Raw genomic sequence first — 16368 nt, 5'->3', positions numbered from 1 at the left:
TTTATTTGTTTTCTTCTAGTTCTTTAATCAGTGATTGTAATGAATCCAATAATGATTTTTTTGCCTCAGGGTCTTCTAATGCTCCTTTTAAAATTTTGTTGCTCTTGAGTTGTTTGATAATTTTTTGATACTGGTCTTTTTCTGTTTCTAAACCAGTTAAGAAATTACTTTGTTGTGTAATTCCTTTTACTCCAAAATCGCCAAGATTTTTAAAATTTAAATTTTCCATTTTGGTAGAGCCATCTAAGTTTTCAAAATCAACTTTTATTTCAGGTTTAAAATGATCAAAAACCTTTTCAATAGTTGTTAATCCTTCTACTAGTTCTGGCTTTACAGGACTTTCTGCTGTTAATTTTTGTGCAATAATCGTTCTGTTTTGAGGGATTTCGCTTATTGCTTCGTTTGCGTCTAATGGTACTTCATTACCACCAATTCCATGATTTGATAACATAACACTTAATTTATTAGTTTAACTCTATATTTAATTTGATTTTTTCCCACAACAATGCTCCATTTTTTAAAGAAATTTTTACGGTGTCGCCTTCATTATATTCCATTGCAACTATTTTTTTAGCTAAAGGTCTTCTTAGTTTGCCTCTTATAATTCCTTTTAATGGACGAGCTCCGTATTTTGCATCATATCCTTGTTCTGCCAAAAATTCTTTCACTTCTTGACTTACGATTAAATTAATATGGATATTTTTTGCTAAATCTATTAGTTCCTTTTTTAAATGAATTTCAAATATTTTTAATGCGTTTTCTTTACTAATAGGTCTAAAAGGAATAGATTCTGTTAATCGACCTAAAAATTCGGGTCTAAAGTACCTGCTCATGATTTCAAGTAATTTTGCATGAGTAGGTATTTCATCTTTTTGAAAAGATTCGATAATAAAATCGGATCCAATATTGGACGTAAATAATATAATAGCATTAGAAAAATCGCCTTCTTTCCCTAATCTATCATGTAGTTTTCCTTCGTCCATTAATTGAAGGAAGACATCAAAGACAGAACTATGGGCTTTTTCTATTTCATCAAACAAGACAATAGAATATGGCTTTTGCCTAATTTTGTTGACTAATAATCCGCCTTCTTCATATCCTACATAACCCGGAGGGGCACCATACAATAAAGCAGCAGAATGTTCTTCTTTAAATTCGGACATATCAAACCGAATAATAGCATTTTCGTCTTGAAAAAGGAATTCTGCTAATGATTTAGCTAATTCTGTTTTTCCTGTTCCTGTTGGACCTAAGAAAAAGAACGAACCAATGGGTTGTCCTGCTTTACTTAGTCCTGAACGAGATTCTAATATGGCTTCTGAAACAATACTAATGGCATGATCTTGTCCAACTACTCTTTTGGCAAGAATTTTTTCCATGTCATTTAGTTTTTGTTTTTCTTCATCTTTTAATTTTCCTATTGGAATATTTGTTTTTTGTGAAATAATTAAAGCGAGATCAAGTTCTGTAATATGTGTTCTTTTTTCAGTCGCTATTTTTTCTAGTGTTTCGATATATTTTCGACAAAAATTTAGGATTTCAGAAATTCCTTCGAAGTGTAAATCTTGAATCGAAATGTCATGACTTGAGGTGGTGTAAAGAAAGCTTGTTTTGCTTAATAGATCGTTTAAAAACCATTCTGATTTTAACATTAATTCAGCTTCATCTATTTCACCAATATTATTCTCAATATTTTCAATTTGGTTAAGTAAATGTTCTCTTTCATTTATAAAAGTATCCCCTGTAGTTTTAATTACGGACATGGTATGATCTATCAAGTCAATTGCGGAAGCAGGCAGACTTTTTTCTTTCATATGTCGTTTTGAAAAACGAATGGCTTCTTTTATAGTAGCATCATCTATTGTAATTCCGTGGTGTTTTTGATAATCTTGTAATGTTTGTTTTAACATTCTAAAGTGTGTTTCATCCTCTTTTTCCTCTAATTTGATGAGTTCAAACATACCTGATAGGGCTTGTTCTTTTTCAATTTTTTTAGTGTATTCTTCTATTGTTGAGGTTGCTAGGATCGTGAGTCCTTTTGATAATTCACTTTTTAACAAGTTTACTATGTTTGCATCAGAACCATTTCCTCCAAAAAGAGAGTGAAACTCTTCTATTATCAAAATAGATTTTGGAATGTATTTAAGCTCTTGTGCAATATTTTTTATTCTGTCTTCTATTTCACCTTTATATGATGCACCTGCAACTAAGGCTCCCATATCGAGTTCAAAAATTTCTATTTTAGATAGTAAATCAGGCACTTGATTTAATAATACTTTTTGTACAAAACCTTCTATTAAGGTGGTTTTCCCGATACCAGAATCGCCTAGTAGAATTACATTTTGTTTGCTGTATCTACAAAGTATTTCGGTAATATTATTAATTTCTAAATCTCTACCTATTAATAATTCTTTTTTGTTTTTTAATCGAACTTCTTGATTTTTGTCAATACAATATTTTTGCAAAAAGCCATTTTTATTGAAAGTAGAAGGGGCTTTTGACGTGTTTTTAACATCATCTTTAAGTAAATCATTTCTTGTTATAGGAAATGATTTCATTTTTTCAAAACTAAATGCAACACCGGGCGTAGAAATAGCAGCCATTACATGTAGTAATGTTATTTCTTCTTCTTGTAATTCTTCTCGTATAGAGTCTGCTTCTGCAAAAATTTCATCTATAATTTCGTCTGGTTCGCAATAATATTGATGGGTGGATTTTGGAGATTCTTCAATTTTAACTTCGGCCCATTCTTCAATATAATAGACATCCATTCCTAATGATTCTAATTTTTTTAGTAATGATAAATCTCTATTCAGAATAGCTTTTAGTAGATGCGCTCCATTGAAGTAAGAATTTAAATTGTCTCGCCCTATTTTTTGTGCAATATCTATTGCTTTATTGACTTCTGTATTATATGTAATTTCTTGATTCATTCTTAGTTTGTCTATTTGTCTATTTAAAAAATAAATTATTTTACTCTTTTACCCAAATCATCCATTTTTTGGTTTTATATTTAATATTGATATTTTGAATACAGTTATTGCTTTCATTTCTGTTTAGTTGTAGGAATGTTATTTTAATTTGTTTTCCTGAAATAGATTTACACAATTCTGAAAAAGACATTACATTATCATCATTTACAACAACTGGAATTTCAAAATTTCCACACAAATACTCTTTAAAATCATCTTTTGTTTTTACTTGTGCAGCTACTTGTTTTAGTAATAGTTGAAATTGTTCATTTGAAATTTCGGTTGTCTTTACTTTTTCTGCTAATTCTTTATGACTATCATGCTTTGGAGAAACAGGAATATAGCCTAACATATCTTCTAGAGGATCTTTTTTAGCCAGCCCTCTCGGAAGAGAAAAAGTAGAATGGGGCTTTTCGTATTCATACGTTTCCATATCTATTTTTTGTTTGGCAACAATAACTTTAGGTGCAACATAAATTATTTTAGTGGCAATATGTTCTAAGTCTCCATTAACGATTAAGGTTATTTTCTTTTCTCCTGTTGTTTTAAATTTGTAGGATACATTTTGTCCCACAGCATCTAAAGATGTAGTTTCCCCAAAACTCCATTCCCAAGATTCTCCCCCGTTTTTTTGGGCACTAAAACGAACAACTTCCCCTAAGAAAGCTACGTTTGGAGCTTTTATTAAGGGTAAATAGCCTGTTTGTTGTCCAACGTTTGTTATTCTGACTAGTCTTTCGTAATAACAACTACCATTTACGATTAGTTTAACGACATAATCACCTTCTTTTTTGTATTTGTGAAATGTTCTTTGTCGGTTATCAACCGCTGTACTATCTCCAAAATTCCATTCCCAGCTTGAAGCTCCTTTCGTATTGTCAAAAAACTCTACTACCTCATCAGGTTTAAACTCATCAGCTGTAATTAAAAAATTACCATTATTACAATCTATATGTCGAGAATATTTAAATAAAAATATTCCAAAACCTAAAAGAATTAAAAATGCAAAACCTAAAAAGATTCTTATATCTATTTTGGTTAAATAATTAAATTTGTTAAAAAATCGTTTCACTCTAATTGGGAATAAATATTTGTTTGAACAACCTGTTACAAATATAGTTTTTTTATTTAAAAATTTTTATTTTTGTGAAAAAGATCTGATGAAAATAATTGCAAATATCAAAAAGATACTGATTGCCTGCCTTTTGTGCTCCTGCTCGTCAAAGCAGTACTTAAAATACATCCCTTATCAATATTCATTTCAAGAAGTTATAAAACAAAAAAAAAAGTGAATTAAGTAAGCTAACAAATGAAGTAATTATAGATGATAATGAAGATCATCTAAAAGATGAAGATTTAAAACTAAAAGAAAAATATTCTATAATTTTAGGCGTAATGCCTAAAGAAATAAAAAATTATGAATTGTATTCGCATGTAGATAAATGGGTGGGGACTCCCTACCAAAAAGGAGTTTTAGATTTTAAAAAAGGGGCTGATTGTTCTTTTTTGCACAAACTCTTTATAGCGAGGTTTATGATGAAGTACTGCCTAAAGATCCGGCAGGTATGTTTAGGTCTAAACTCATACAACTTTTTACAGGGAGAACCTATTTACAAGAAGGAGATTTAATATTTTTTAGATATGATAAAGATCACCCTATTTCAGATGTAGGTATTTATCTAAAAAATGATAGAATCATAGCTTGTACAGCTGATGGACTTGATATTTATAATTTTAACGATAAATATTTTCAGTTACGATTCGTTTCTGCAGGAAGATTAATTAAATCAAAAAAATAAGCGGTATGAATCATTTAAGTGAAATCTTGGATTTAGTTAAAAGCATTAAATCAGATATACGAGCCGAAGTAATAGTAAATGATCTATTAAATAATAACATCATTTCAGATAATCAATTCATCGTTCAAAAAGAAAGTCAGTTTTCTAGAACTTATAGACGTGATATATTAGAAGTTGATATTAAAGATTTTAATTTAGATAAAACAGAGTATTTAAATTTTACCCTATCACGCGATGGTCTTTATGACTTACTTCCAGAAGGTATATTTCATCAGTCTAAAAACGAATACCCTGATAAAGGGGTTAGTAAAATGATTAGTGAATATCAAACGCAAAAAAAGAACAAAAAAGGGCTCGAACTTTTTTTCAACCATTTGAAAATGAGTTTTTTGCACACGGTGTTTCACTTGAAAATTTTGAATCACTCTTTCTTTCCGAGTTAAATAATCCTTCCGTTTCCGACTTATTTTATGAATTTTGGGGTATTGATAAAGAAATACCAGAGCATCTAGCTTCTAAGTTAATACATTTTTTACCCTATACTTATCAAATAGTTGGTAATATAAATTTAGCTACCAAATTATTATCTTTCTTCCTTGATGAAAAAGTTTCTATAATTAATAAAGGATCCCAGCAATATTCAGATAAAAAATTAGCTATATCATTGGGAGAGGCGCAATTAGGTATAGATTTTATATCAGGGATAGAATACGATGATTATTCTCTACACCTAGAAGTACAAATAGGCCCTCTTAAAAATTCTTCTTTCCTAGACTACATATTAGAAGGTAAAATAAAGAAATTTTTAGACCTCTATTATGAATATTTCTTTCCTATGGAAACAGATCTTCAAACAAATATATTAATCCCTAAGGACCAACAAAATTTTGAATTTACAAACCAAAACACAATTCTTGGATACAACACAATTATTTAACAAATGAGAAAATATTTTATCAATCTTATCGAACTAAAATTATTGTCAGCAATTATTATTGCAATAGCTGTTTGTACAATACTAACCATGATTTTTATTCAAAAGACACCTGGTTTTAAAGAAAAATATAAAACCAAATTTATAATTTATGAGTTATCGGTTGCCCTAATTTATGTTATCATTCCCTTTTTAGGATTTAACAACCTATTAAGTAATAATGCTATGAATTGCTTTATTTTCTATCAAGTATCTTCATTATTTCTAGGCATACTACAAGTATATTTATATAAAAATTATTTTAATAGATTTGAAAAAAGTGAAGTTTGGTTTGTGTATTTCTTTACCCTTATAACCGTTACATATTCATTTTTTAGCTTTGCTATAACCCATACATTCTTAAATGGTCCTGATTTATTATATCTAATGGCTACCCATTTTATTTTATTTTTTATTCCCCAACTAATTTATGATACTTTTAATCTTGGTATGATTATACCTGCCAAAGTTTATAGAACTTGGCAATTTCCTGTTAACTATATAGAAATAGCAGGGGTAAGTGATTCTGAAATGAAAGACTTAGTTGTTATTACCTTTTTGATTAAAAGAGATAACGGTGATGAAAAATATAAACAATACAGAGCTAAAGGACCTACTAGACTTGATTTTGGTCGTTTGTTTTACAACTTTGTTCTAGATTATAATACAAAACATGAACAAGAACCTATTGCTATTCAAGACAAAAAGGATTATACAGTTGGGTCTTCTTTTTTCAAACGAAATGGTATGAATCCGCTAGATATATAGATCCTACGCGAACTCTTTATATGAATGCCATTACAGAAAACGCCGTTATAGTATGTATGAGAACAGATGAAATTATACTAGATGCCGATGAAAAAAAGGACGAAACCCATGATGTGGCCTATCAGTACGATAGAGATCAAGATGATAAAAGAATTGGTGGAAAAGACAAAAAAGAAGCCGATCAATTGGAAACTATAAGCTAATAAAATGAATCAAAAATTTCAGATTTATAAGATAAAACCTAACAGTATACAACTAACACAATTAGCTAATAAGCTTAATTTAGTACCTGAAGCACTTAGATGGTTTCACAATCTATATTGTCCATTAGAAGATCTAATAGAATCCGAAATACAACCCCATGTAGTCAATATTTATATCCCTATTTTCAGGAGTTCCTATTGATTTTTATGCTCAAAAACAAAAGAGCAAACCTTTTTATAACAAAATCAACACGCTGTATGTACCCCCGATGTTTAACAAAAAATATGGAATCATACAGCGTATCACAACAAATGATGAAGAAATAAGTACAATTCATTATCAAATAAAGCTTCAGAAAACAGCACTCGATACTATCATTATTGACAGACATCCTGTTTATATTAATTACCGAAGACCAGAACTGATGTTAGAACAAATAGTAGATGAAATAGGTCGTATTTTTTACCCTTTAGAACTCGAACTGTATGATAATGCTAAACTTAAAGTAATAGCTAATTTTTCGGATATACAAAAAAGATGGAAAGCTAAAAAAATACTATTAGAAAATTATTACAAAGGAAAAGTGATCGAAAATTTATTTAAAAAAATAAACGATCGATTACAATACCGAGGACAAACACAGCGCGGTATTCTTGATAGTTGGTTTTTTGTTCTGTATTTTTTTCACTATACGAAACCTTTAATGATCAAAAAACCAAAAGTTTTGTATGAAATAACACTTCAGATAGAAGAAACCATTTCCGAAACCAATAAATTTAGAATTTATGCAAAAGGACACAGTATAGCTACTGAAATGCAAAAAGATAATACCATTCATAGTACAGAATTTACAGAAGAAAAAGGAAATCTAGAATTTGTTTATACACTAAATGCTCAAGATAATAGCATTTTTTCTATTTGCGGAAAAGTTGATTTAAAACACCATAATACCATCCGTCAAATTAATTTTGAATGTTACGAACAATATTAAACCCATTTTTATGAGCGAAAAACATCTTGTTTGCCAAGGAGCTACATGCCAATGTAATTTTGGAACAGCACCCGATAAATTAAAAGTATTGACCCAAAATAAACATTATATTAACGATCATAAAGGGACTCAAAAACTTATGGCAACCCATAAAGACATTGGTAAAACTTTTGAAAAAAACACCTTTGGCTCTTGCTCAAAGATGAATAATAATCCTTGTCAAGCTGTAGTAACAGAATGGAGTGGTTATTACAAAAAAATAACATTAGATATTAATAAAGGACATGCTTTGTTAGAAGACAATAAAGCGACTTGCCCTATAGGAGGAAAAGACTGTATAACCATTACAAACCACGGACAAACTGCTGAAGTATCTCAACAAAATATAAAAAATGTAAAACCCGAAGTAATAGTAGAACTATGTCCTTTTGTCGATTTTTTAGATGAAGATACTGATCCTGAACAAGAGGACGATACTTATGTAACACTATAGAAAATAAACAAATGAAAATAATAGGCGATATACGACCATATACTAACAAAAACTACACCTATACAGTACTTGATAACGATGGAGGACTAATGTTTGTAATTCTTTGGCAAGTATACCATCAAACTAAATTGATTACCGAAAATGGGACAGGGATTCTTAAATTCGGAATTAATACAGCAGGAAATACCTTTAAGCTAATTGCCAAAGTAAGAAATCCTGAAACCAATAAAATAGAAGATGTAACCACCGAAATACACCCCTTAGCAGGAATGCCTAAAATAGTCGATTTTTATTGGAGAGATGTAAATGGTGAAAAAAATAGCAGAACGAGAAATAGCTTACTTAGATAAAGTTTCTTTAGTCATAAAAACTGAAAATATTCCAGAAGGAGACCTTCTGGAAGTAACGATTTTTGAAGATGAATACCTAGACGGTCATGGTGATAGCTCTCGGAATATGGGAAAATACTATACGAAAGGCGTTACAAAGAACGGTTACGCTTACTTAGAGCTTGTCAATATGAGCCTCTATCAAAAAAAACTCAATAATAGTGACTATATAAATGATAAGGTACATTTGTTTTATGCACAAATACGCTATTATAACAAGTTAAACCAAATAAAGGATAAAATACAACTAAAGGTTAAAAATGAACTAAGACAAATGGTACAACCCTATATGGGGAATAATCCAGCCAAAGTAGGACAAGTTGAAAGCAAAGAGAAGCAAAGGAAAAAAGCAGTTCATTTTACTTTTGGTGTTTTTTTAGATGGTACTCTAAACAATATGTATGATACAGAACTAAGACAGTATGCAGAAGGAAAAAAAGTAGTCAATACCAGTGGTTTAGGAGTAAGCCAATCTCAAGCTGTAGATATTTATCAAGACCATGGCGATCCTAATGGAATGCAAAGTAGCTACGAAAACGACCTATCCAATCCCGCCATATTGTATAAGAATTATGAACCTAATGAAATAGAAAAAAGATATCCAATTTATATAAGCGGTATAGGTACCAATACAGCGCCTAAGAGCCAAGGGAAAACCTTGTTGCCAGAGGATTATAAAGACAACGACTTTATAGAAGGGCCTGCTTTTGGTATGGGCAGTTCAGGTATTATGGATAATGTAAAAAAAGCCATTCTAGACGTTGTAAAAGAATTAAAAAACATAAAATCGGATCAAAAAATAGGTACAATAACCTTTGATGTATTTGGTTTTAGCCGTGGTGCCGCTGCCGCACGGCATTTTGTACATGTAGTAACGCACCCTCCCTACAATCCGACTGTTTACCATAGAAAAAAGCGAGATACATTGGTATTAGACCTACAAAACAATAAATTACCTCTTTCTTATGAATATAAAACCATGCCCCATTTTGGGCTCCTAGGGCAACTACTTCAAGAAAACGGGATTTTAGATGCACAAACACAAGTTAAGGTTCGTTTTGTAGGAATTTATGACACTGTTCCACATCATGGGCTATTTCAGGATAATGATATAAAAGACCTAGGATTGGACAATGTAAACAAAGCCAATTATGTTGTACACATGGTAGCAGCAGATGAGCATCGTGCCAACTTTAGTTTGACAGATATTTCATCCGTTACTAAAACCCATCCTGAAAGTGGTAAAAAGGAGGAATAGAGCTCATCTACCCGGGAGTACATTGCGATGTGGGGGGGCTTATGAAGAAGGTAGACCCGATAATCCTAAAAGAATTGATGCAAAAAATGATCCTTTTTCTTTACTAGAATTAAAACAAGAACTCATCAGACAAGGCTGGTTTCAAGAAGATGAACTTTTTGTTAAGTCTGAGCTGATAGATGTTTTAAATTTGACTCAAAATAAATATTATTTAGAGGGCAACAGAAAGAGGCTTAGCAATCAGTACAGCTATATCCCTCTGCATATTATGGCAAAAATTTGTGGTATAAAAAACGTCCCGATTCAACTAGACAAGTTATTAATTTTTAAAAGATTTTATGAAAACACCTATAATAATCCGAAAGCACATACTTTAGGAAATCATATAGTTGGAAATATAGCTTTTTTAGAACGGATCAAAAAAAAGCTAGAAGACTATACGTTTAATGGGGGGATGCCTTTTGGCTTTATAGAATACAAAGAACCTCCTATAGTGTATGAAACAAACGACCCCAAAGCAGCTTTGTATAATAGCGCACGCGAAGAACGTGAAAAACAAAAACAAGAAGAAATAAACAAGGATATTAAATTCTTACGTAACCACTATTTGCACTGGAACGCTACTTATGGTAGTGCAGGTGTAGATGTTTTGGTACAAAAAGATTACCCAAATATAGTAAATGGTAAAAGAAAAAGAAATGTATACTAAACTAAAAAAACTCTTTATCCTTTTGTTTGTCCTAGTATTAGCAGGATGCAAACACACAAATAAAAAACACGATAAAATGACACAAGAAAATTTTTCTTACGGAGTAGGGGTTACTTCACCTACAGAATATCCCACGGAAGTACATATAGGGTATTTGTTAGATCAAAACAAAAAACTCGTTTGCGGAATGCCTCGATCAGGAACCAATGGAGGTGGTTGGACTTATAAAGGAAAACAAGGCGGTATGGGGGGAAGTTCTATCCCGTATTATTTAAACCTTACCTATGTGGCTTATGCCGAAAAAAAGTTTTATACGGTAGAAGCAGTCCTACCTGCTGATAAAATTTTGGCAGAATTTAAAAAAGGCTATGATCGTATGACGCATAAGGGAGCTATTGTTCATGAAACGTATGATGTTCTAACGGTAGGAGCAGCTCCGGGCGGTTGTATCGTGGTTTGGTTATCAGGAAGTAATAATCGTGTCGAAATTTGTCGTTTGCAAGCAAAAGAAACCGTTGTAGATAAAAATGATTTTTTAGGTTTTGTAGATAAAACAGAAAGTCAACAAGAATTTTTTGATACTTTGTATAAAGTAACCGTTCCCGATAGTATCAAAACGGAAATAAAACAAAAAGGCATCCCGTATGGTTTGTGGGATCAGTACAGAGAAAAATACAAGTACCGTTTTGTACTTAAATCCTATGATGAAAAAGATAAATTTACCCATAATTATTATTTGTATTACAATGCAGAAGCAGATGAGGTATTACAAAAAATATTAGATAAACAAGAGTATATGATAAAAGGGATTCCTTATACATGCAATTTTATATTTACCAAATACAGCACCGAAATCGTTTTTAATGATCGAGAGATGTTGCAAGTGTTTGGGAAATTAAAGGCAAAATATCCCGAAAAGCCCCTAGAGGTCGTAATAAAACCAACCTTTATGTACGACGATATGAAAATTTTGGTAAAATGTGCAACAGAAGAAATACCCCTTACAAAATACAAAGTAGTAGGTGTTTGGGGCGGATAAGAAATAATCAAATGTTTGGAGTTTTGTGATGTAAAAAAGATATGATAACAAGTTAAACGGTAAAAGAAATGTATACTAAACTAAAAAAACTCTTTATCCTTTTGTTTGTCCTAGTATTAGCAGGATGCAAACACACAAATGAAAAACATGATAAAATGACACAAGAGAATTTTTCTTACGCGGTAACAGTATGTTCGCCTGAAGAATATCCTACGGAAGTACACATAGGTTGTCTGTTAGACCAAAACAAAAAACTCATTTGCGGAATGCCTCGATCTGGTATGGAACAAGGAGGATGGCATGGAGATGGATCAAAAGGCGGTATGGGAGGAAGTTCTATCCCGTATTATTTAAACCTTACCTATGTGGCTTATGCCGAAAAAAAGTTTTATACGGTAGAAGCAGCCCTACCTGCTGATAAAATTTTGGCAGAATTTAAAAAAGGCTATGATCGTATGACGCATAAGGGAGCTATTGTTCATCAAACGTATGATGTTCTAACGGTAGGAGCAGCTCCGGGCGGTTGTATCGTAGTTTGGTTATCAGGAAGTAATAATCGTGTCGAAATTTGTCGTTTGCAAGCAAAAGAAGTCTATGTAGATCGAAACGATTTTTATGATAATCCTCATCAAAGAACTCAACAAGGTTTTTTTGATACCATGTATGATATAGCCGTTCCCGATAGTATCAAAACGGAAATAAAACAAAAAGGCATACCGTATGGTTTGTGGGATCAGTACAGAGAAAAATACAAGTACCGTTTTGTACTTAAATCCTATGATGAAAAAGATAAATTTACCCATAATTATTATTTGTATTACAATGCAGAAGCAGATGAGGTATTACAAAAAATATTAGATAAACAAGAGTATATGATAAAAGGGATTCCTTATACATGCAATTTTATATTTACCAAATACAGCACCGAAATCGTTTTTAATGATCGAGAGATGTTGCAAGTGTTTGGAAAATTAAAGGCAAAATATCCCGAAAAGCCCCTAGAGGTCGTAATAAAACCAACCTTTATGTACGACGATATGAAAATTCTGGTAAAATGTGCAACAGAAGAAATACCCCTTACAAAATACAAAGTAGTAGGTGTTTGGGGCGGATAAGAAATAACCAAATGTTTGGAGTTTTGTGATGTAAAAAAGATATGATAACAAGTTAAACGGTAAAAGAAATGTATACTAAACTAAAAAAACTCTTTATCCTTTTGTTTGTCCTAGTATTAGCAGGATGCAAACACACAAATGAAAAACATGATAAAATGACACAAGAGAATTTTTCTTACGGAGTAGGGGTTACTTCACCTAAAGAATATCCTACGGAAGTGCATATAGGGTATTTGTTAGACCAAAACAAAAAACTCATTTGCGGAATACCTCGATCAGGAACCAATGAAGGAGGTTGGGAAGGAGAAGGAAAACAAGGCGGTATGGGGGGAAGTTCTATCCCGTATTATTTAAACCTTACCTATGTGGCTTATGCCGAAAAAAAGTTTTATACGGTAGAAGCAGCCCTACCTGCTGATAAAATTTTGGCAGAATTTAAAAAAGGTTTTTTAATAGAAAGCAATCAAAAAGAAATTATAGATGGTCAAGAACATTATAAAATGGAACCTAGTACGTATGATGTTCTAACGGTAGGAGCAGCTCCGGGCGGTTGTATCGTGGTTTGGTTATCAGGTAATCATCATCGTACTGAAATTTGTCGTTTGCAAGCAAAAGAAGTCTTTGTAGATCGAAACGATTTTTATGATAATCCTCATCAAAGAACTCAACAAGGTTTTTTTGATACCATGTATGATATAGCCGTTCCCGATAGTATCAAAACGGAAATAAAACAAAAAGGCATACCGTATGGTTTGTGGGATCAGTACAGAGAAAAATACAAGTACCGTTTTGTACTTAAATCTTATGATGAAAAAGATTATCTTACAGGTTATTATATAATTAATTATAATGGAGAGTCTAATTTTATTGCTTATAATCCCCAAGAAGCAGCACAATATGAAAAATCTTCTATTCCATATAATGCAAATCTTTATTTTAAAAAATATTTTACGGAAATCATTTTTAATGATCGAGAGATGTTGCAAGTGTTTGGGAAATTAAAGGCAAAATATCCCGAAAAGCCCCTAGAGGTCGTAATAAAACCAACCTTTATGTACGACGATATGAAAATTCTGGTAAAATGCGCAACAGAAGAAATACCCCTTACAAAATACAAAGTAGTAGGTGTTTGGGGCGGATAAGAAATAACCAAATGTTTGGAGTTTTGTGATGTAAAAAAGATATGATAACAAGTTAAACGGTAAAAGAAATGTATACTAAACTAAAAAAACTCTTTATCCTTTTGTTTGTCCTAGTATTAGCAGGATGCAAACACACAAATGAAAAACATGATAAAATGACACAAGAGAATTTTTCTTACGCAGTAACAGTATGTTCGCCTGAAGAATATCCTACGGAAGTACACATAGGTTGTCTGTTAGATCAAAACAAAAAACTCATTTGCGGAATGCCTCGATCAGGAACCAATGAAGGAGGTTGGGAAGGAGAAGGAAAACAAGGCGGTATGGGAGGAAACGCTATCCCGTATTATTTAAACCTTACCTATGTGGCTTATGCCGAAAAAAAGTTTTATACGGTAGAAGCAGCCCTACCTGCTGATAAAATTTTGGCAGAATTTAAAAAAGGCTATGATCGTATGACGCATAAGGGAGCTATTGTTCATCAAACGTATGATGTTCTAACGGTAGGAGCAGCTCCGGGCGGTTGTATCGTGGTTTGGTTATCAGGAAGTAATAATCGTGTCGAAATTTGTCGTTTGCAAGCAAAAGAAACCGTTGTAGATAAAAATGATTTTTTAGGTTTTGTAGATAAAACAGAAAGTCAACAAGAATTTTTTGATACTTTGTATAAAGTAACCGTTCCCGATAGTATCAAAACGGAAATAAAACAAAAAGGCATCCCGTATGGTTTGTGGGATCAGTACAGAGAAAAATACAAGTACCGTTTTGTACTTAAATCCTATGATGAAAAAGATAAATTTACCCATAATTATTATTTGTATTACAATGCAGAAGCAGATGAGGTATTACAAAAAATATTAGATAAACAAGAGTATATGATAAAAGGGATTCCTTATACATGCAATTTTATATTTACCAAATACAGCACCGAAATCGTTTTTAATGATCGAGAGATGTTGCAAGTGTTTGGGAAATTAAAGGCAAAATATCCCGAAAAGCCCCTAGAGGTCGTAATAAAACCAACCTTTATGTACGACGATATGAAAATTCTGGTAAAATGCGCAACAGAAGAAATACCCCTTACAAAATACAAAGTAGTAGGTGTTTGGGGCGGATAAGAAATAATCAAATGTTGGGAGTTTTGTGATGTAAAAAGATAGGATAACAAGTTAAACCCCAATTCAATAAAAAAGTACGCTTTTTAGGGGTATTAATGGTGTTTCATGTGCAATGATTTTTGCAACCCTTTTGTTGTACGATTTTTCATTTTGGTATACGAAAAAGCTTAATAAGTTTATTTTAACGCGTAATGGTAAATTTCTTTCGCTTATCTCATTATTGCCCATTGTACACAACTACTACCTAATAAAAGCACAACTTCTTCTGGAGTTAGCCCTCCTAATGATTTTATATTATTTTTTGGTTCGATTTTTAATTATGGAGCAAAAAAAATAATACCATTTTAGTTTTAAAATTACCTAAACCAAAACTCACTACAGAATATACGAATCAAGAGATATTACACGATATTATTACAGTAAATTTGAACCTTAAATGATATTACTTCGTCTATTCGCTACGCTCGGGTCTAATGCGTAATTCTATCTAACTTAATTTAAGGAATTGATAAAGAAGTAGTTTCGATTCCGTATTTTTTAATCATTTTTTTAATTTGTATCGTTTTTTTATTCTTCATTTCTTGAATATATTCGTTTGTATTTATTGGTATATAATGTTGTTTTTTGACTATCATATTCCAAATTATAACTGCTATTTTTCTTGCTGTTGCTGTAATTGCAGCACCTCTTCCTTTTTTAAAAGAAATCCTTTTAAAGAACATAACGAGGTAACCTTCTTTTTTTCTTTCAATTGTATTTGCCGCATTTCTTAATGTCAATGCAAATTTATTTTTCCCTTTTGGAGTTCTGCTACTCAAAACCTTACCTCCACTAATTTTATTATTTGGAGCTAACCTGAGCCAATTCACAAATTGCTTGGAGGTCTTGAATTTATATATATCGGTGCCTATTTCGGCTAAAAAACTAGTAACGGTTCCTGAGCAAACTGATTCTATAGCAAAGAGATCTACTCCAAAAAGTTTTAAACTATATTTCTGTACATCAAATTTGGGTTGGTTTTTCCCTTTATTCTGTTTCTTTACCAATTCGATATCTTCTGATAAAACAATTTCTCTGGTTTGATTTTTTCAGCACTTGATCAATACGAGTGTCGGTGTTTTTTATTTTATCTTGAATAAGTCTGTAAATATCATAACAATCGGAAAGCTCATGTAGGTATTCATTGTTTATTTTACCTTGTAAAGCGTCGGCTATTTCTTCTTTGCTTTTTTTAACTCGTTTGTCGCAATATTCAGCTAATTTTTCACCTGAAGTTTCACCTGATAGTATCATCTCAATTACTCTTATTCCAGAAACTCCTGTGATGTCACTTATCACAACGTCGAGTCTGAAGTTCATTAAACGTAATGCTTTTTGCATTTTGTTTACAAAGCCTGA

19 protein-coding genes and 1 pseudogene are annotated in these 16368 nt (G+C 31.7%); 15 read left to right on the top strand and 5 right to left on the bottom strand.

Annotated elements, in window-relative coordinates; genetic code table 11:
• Position 1 precedes the first annotated feature (1 nt).
• Genes JJC05_RS07260 through JJC05_RS07250 form a run of 3 tightly spaced genes read right to left on the bottom strand, consistent with a single transcriptional unit; the run spans position 2 to position 4044 of the window.
• Positions 2-451, bottom strand: a complete 450-nt coding sequence (locus JJC05_RS07260; RefSeq protein ID WP_088391473.1) for a hypothetical protein — start codon at positions 449-451, stop codon at positions 2-4.
• A 13-nt stretch (positions 452-464) separates the two neighbouring features.
• Entirely contained in the window at positions 465-2933 is a 2469-nt protein-coding gene (locus JJC05_RS07255; protein ID WP_235878665.1) for an AAA family ATPase, read from the bottom strand.
• Positions 2934-2973: 40 nt separating this feature from the next.
• Positions 2974-4044 (bottom strand): PKD domain-containing protein, encoded by a 1071-nt coding sequence (locus tag JJC05_RS07250; RefSeq protein ID WP_105196009.1) that lies wholly within the window; start codon positions 4042-4044, stop codon positions 2974-2976.
• Between the two features lie 424 nt (positions 4045-4468).
• On the opposite strand from JJC05_RS07250, the gene JJC05_RS16980 reads away from it, so the two are divergent.
• The 15 genes and pseudogenes from JJC05_RS16980 (at position 4469) to JJC05_RS07180 (ending at position 14970) form a co-directional block, all read left to right on the top strand.
• Positions 4469-4771, top strand: a complete 303-nt coding sequence (locus JJC05_RS16980; RefSeq protein WP_258929609.1) for an NlpC/P60 family protein — start codon at positions 4469-4471, stop codon at positions 4769-4771.
• Between the two features lie 5 nt (positions 4772-4776).
• Positions 4777-5214, top strand: coding sequence for a hypothetical protein (locus JJC05_RS07240; protein WP_235878663.1), 438 nt, complete (start codon positions 4777-4779; stop codon positions 5212-5214).
• Positions 5215-5435: 221 nt separating this feature from the next.
• Positions 5436-5708, top strand: a complete 273-nt coding sequence (locus tag JJC05_RS07235; RefSeq protein ID WP_235878660.1) for a hypothetical protein — start codon at positions 5436-5438, stop codon at positions 5706-5708.
• 3 nt (positions 5709-5711) lie between these two features.
• Positions 5712-6514, top strand: a pseudogene (locus tag JJC05_RS07230) (TssN family type VI secretion system protein); the annotation flags it as partial.
• 18 nt (positions 6515-6532) lie between these two features.
• A complete protein-coding gene (locus JJC05_RS16975) occupies positions 6533-6715 on the top strand; it encodes a hypothetical protein (RefSeq protein ID WP_258929607.1) in 183 nt (60 codons plus the stop codon).
• Positions 6716-6719: 4 nt separating this feature from the next.
• A complete protein-coding gene (locus tag JJC05_RS07225; RefSeq protein WP_235878658.1) occupies positions 6720-6917 on the top strand; it encodes a hypothetical protein in 198 nt (65 codons plus the stop codon).
• Positions 6918-6984: 67 nt separating this feature from the next.
• Positions 6985-7707 carry a hypothetical protein gene (locus JJC05_RS07220; protein ID WP_235878657.1) on the top strand — a complete coding sequence of 241 codons (723 nt, stop codon included), beginning with the start codon at positions 6985-6987 and terminating at the stop codon, positions 7705-7707.
• A gap of 10 nt (positions 7708-7717) precedes the next feature.
• Positions 7718-8200 (top strand): DUF4280 domain-containing protein, encoded by a 483-nt coding sequence (locus JJC05_RS07215; RefSeq protein ID WP_088391459.1) that lies wholly within the window; start codon positions 7718-7720, stop codon positions 8198-8200.
• 11 nt (positions 8201-8211) lie between these two features.
• Positions 8212-8550, top strand: a complete 339-nt coding sequence (locus JJC05_RS07210; RefSeq protein WP_235878655.1) for a hypothetical protein — start codon at positions 8212-8214, stop codon at positions 8548-8550.
• The gene (locus JJC05_RS07205) at positions 8507-9847 is read left to right on the top strand and encodes a phospholipase effector Tle1 domain-containing protein (protein ID WP_235878654.1); all 1341 of its coding nucleotides are present in this window, start codon (positions 8507-8509) and stop codon (positions 9845-9847) included. The genes JJC05_RS07210 and JJC05_RS07205 overlap by 44 nt, the downstream gene beginning before the upstream one ends.
• Positions 9828-10556 (top strand): hypothetical protein, encoded by a 729-nt coding sequence (locus JJC05_RS07200; RefSeq protein ID WP_235878652.1) that lies wholly within the window; start codon positions 9828-9830, stop codon positions 10554-10556. Before JJC05_RS07205 ends, JJC05_RS07200 begins: the two co-directional genes overlap by 20 nt.
• The gene (locus tag JJC05_RS07195; protein WP_235878650.1) at positions 10546-11595 is read left to right on the top strand and encodes a DUF2931 family protein; all 1050 of its coding nucleotides are present in this window, start codon (positions 10546-10548) and stop codon (positions 11593-11595) included. The genes JJC05_RS07200 and JJC05_RS07195 overlap by 11 nt, the downstream gene beginning before the upstream one ends.
• Positions 11596-11663: 68 nt before the next feature.
• Positions 11664-12710 (top strand): DUF2931 family protein, encoded by a 1047-nt coding sequence (locus JJC05_RS07190; protein WP_235878649.1) that lies wholly within the window; start codon positions 11664-11666, stop codon positions 12708-12710.
• A gap of 68 nt (positions 12711-12778) precedes the next feature.
• Positions 12779-13852 (top strand): DUF2931 family protein, encoded by a 1074-nt coding sequence (locus tag JJC05_RS07185; RefSeq protein ID WP_235878647.1) that lies wholly within the window; start codon positions 12779-12781, stop codon positions 13850-13852.
• Positions 13853-13920: 68 nt separating this feature from the next.
• Positions 13921-14970: a DUF2931 family protein gene (locus tag JJC05_RS07180; protein WP_235878645.1), complete on the top strand. Its 1050-nt coding sequence runs from the start codon at positions 13921-13923 to the stop codon at positions 14968-14970.
• A gap of 497 nt (positions 14971-15467) precedes the next feature.
• Here the strand turns inward: JJC05_RS07180 and JJC05_RS07175 are convergent, their stop codons facing one another.
• Both JJC05_RS07175 and JJC05_RS07170 read right to left on the bottom strand, forming a co-directional pair.
• The gene (locus JJC05_RS07175) at positions 15468-16016 is read right to left on the bottom strand and encodes a transposase (RefSeq protein ID WP_235878643.1); all 549 of its coding nucleotides are present in this window, start codon (positions 16014-16016) and stop codon (positions 15468-15470) included.
• Positions 15997-16350 carry a hypothetical protein gene (locus JJC05_RS07170; protein ID WP_235878161.1) on the bottom strand — a complete coding sequence of 118 codons (354 nt, stop codon included), beginning with the start codon at positions 16348-16350 and terminating at the stop codon, positions 15997-15999. Before JJC05_RS07170 ends, JJC05_RS07175 begins: the two co-directional genes overlap by 20 nt.
• Positions 16351-16368 lie beyond the last annotated feature (18 nt).

Source organism: Flavobacterium davisii, assembly GCF_019565505.1.
Taxonomy (GTDB): Bacteria; Bacteroidota; Bacteroidia; order Flavobacteriales; family Flavobacteriaceae; genus Flavobacterium; species Flavobacterium davisii.
The sequence above is the reverse complement of the archived record's forward strand: the minus strand, read 5'-3'. Positions and strand labels throughout refer to the sequence as shown.

Bases quoted from the DNA above. Each gene is read 5' to 3' on its own strand.
- JJC05_RS07170 (WP_235878161.1), bottom strand. From the start codon at position 16,350: ATGCAAAAAGCATTACGTTTAATGAACTTCAGACTCGACGTTGTGATA.
- JJC05_RS07210 (WP_235878655.1), top strand. From the start codon at position 8,212: ATGAAAATAATAGGCGATATACGACCATATACTAACAAAAACTACACC.
- JJC05_RS07260 (WP_088391473.1), bottom strand. From the start codon at position 451: ATGTTATCAAATCATGGAATTGGTGGTAATGAAGTACCATTAGACGCA.
- JJC05_RS07180 (WP_235878645.1), top strand. From the start codon at position 13,921: ATGTATACTAAACTAAAAAAACTCTTTATCCTTTTGTTTGTCCTAGTA.
- JJC05_RS07255 (WP_235878665.1), bottom strand. From the start codon at position 2,933: ATGAATCAAGAAATTACATATAATACAGAAGTCAATAAAGCAATAGAT.
- JJC05_RS07185 (WP_235878647.1), top strand. From the start codon at position 12,779: ATGTATACTAAACTAAAAAAACTCTTTATCCTTTTGTTTGTCCTAGTA.
- JJC05_RS07240 (WP_235878663.1), top strand. From the start codon at position 4,777: ATGAATCATTTAAGTGAAATCTTGGATTTAGTTAAAAGCATTAAATCA.
- JJC05_RS16975 (WP_258929607.1), top strand. From the start codon at position 6,533: ATGAATGCCATTACAGAAAACGCCGTTATAGTATGTATGAGAACAGAT.
- JJC05_RS07195 (WP_235878650.1), top strand. From the start codon at position 10,546: ATGTATACTAAACTAAAAAAACTCTTTATCCTTTTGTTTGTCCTAGTA.
- JJC05_RS07215 (WP_088391459.1), top strand. From the start codon at position 7,718: ATGAGCGAAAAACATCTTGTTTGCCAAGGAGCTACATGCCAATGTAAT.
- JJC05_RS07205 (WP_235878654.1), top strand. From the start codon at position 8,507: ATGGTGAAAAAAATAGCAGAACGAGAAATAGCTTACTTAGATAAAGTT.
- JJC05_RS07220 (WP_235878657.1), top strand. From the start codon at position 6,985: ATGTTTAACAAAAAATATGGAATCATACAGCGTATCACAACAAATGAT.
- JJC05_RS07225 (WP_235878658.1), top strand. From the start codon at position 6,720: ATGAATCAAAAATTTCAGATTTATAAGATAAAACCTAACAGTATACAA.
- JJC05_RS07190 (WP_235878649.1), top strand. From the start codon at position 11,664: ATGTATACTAAACTAAAAAAACTCTTTATCCTTTTGTTTGTCCTAGTA.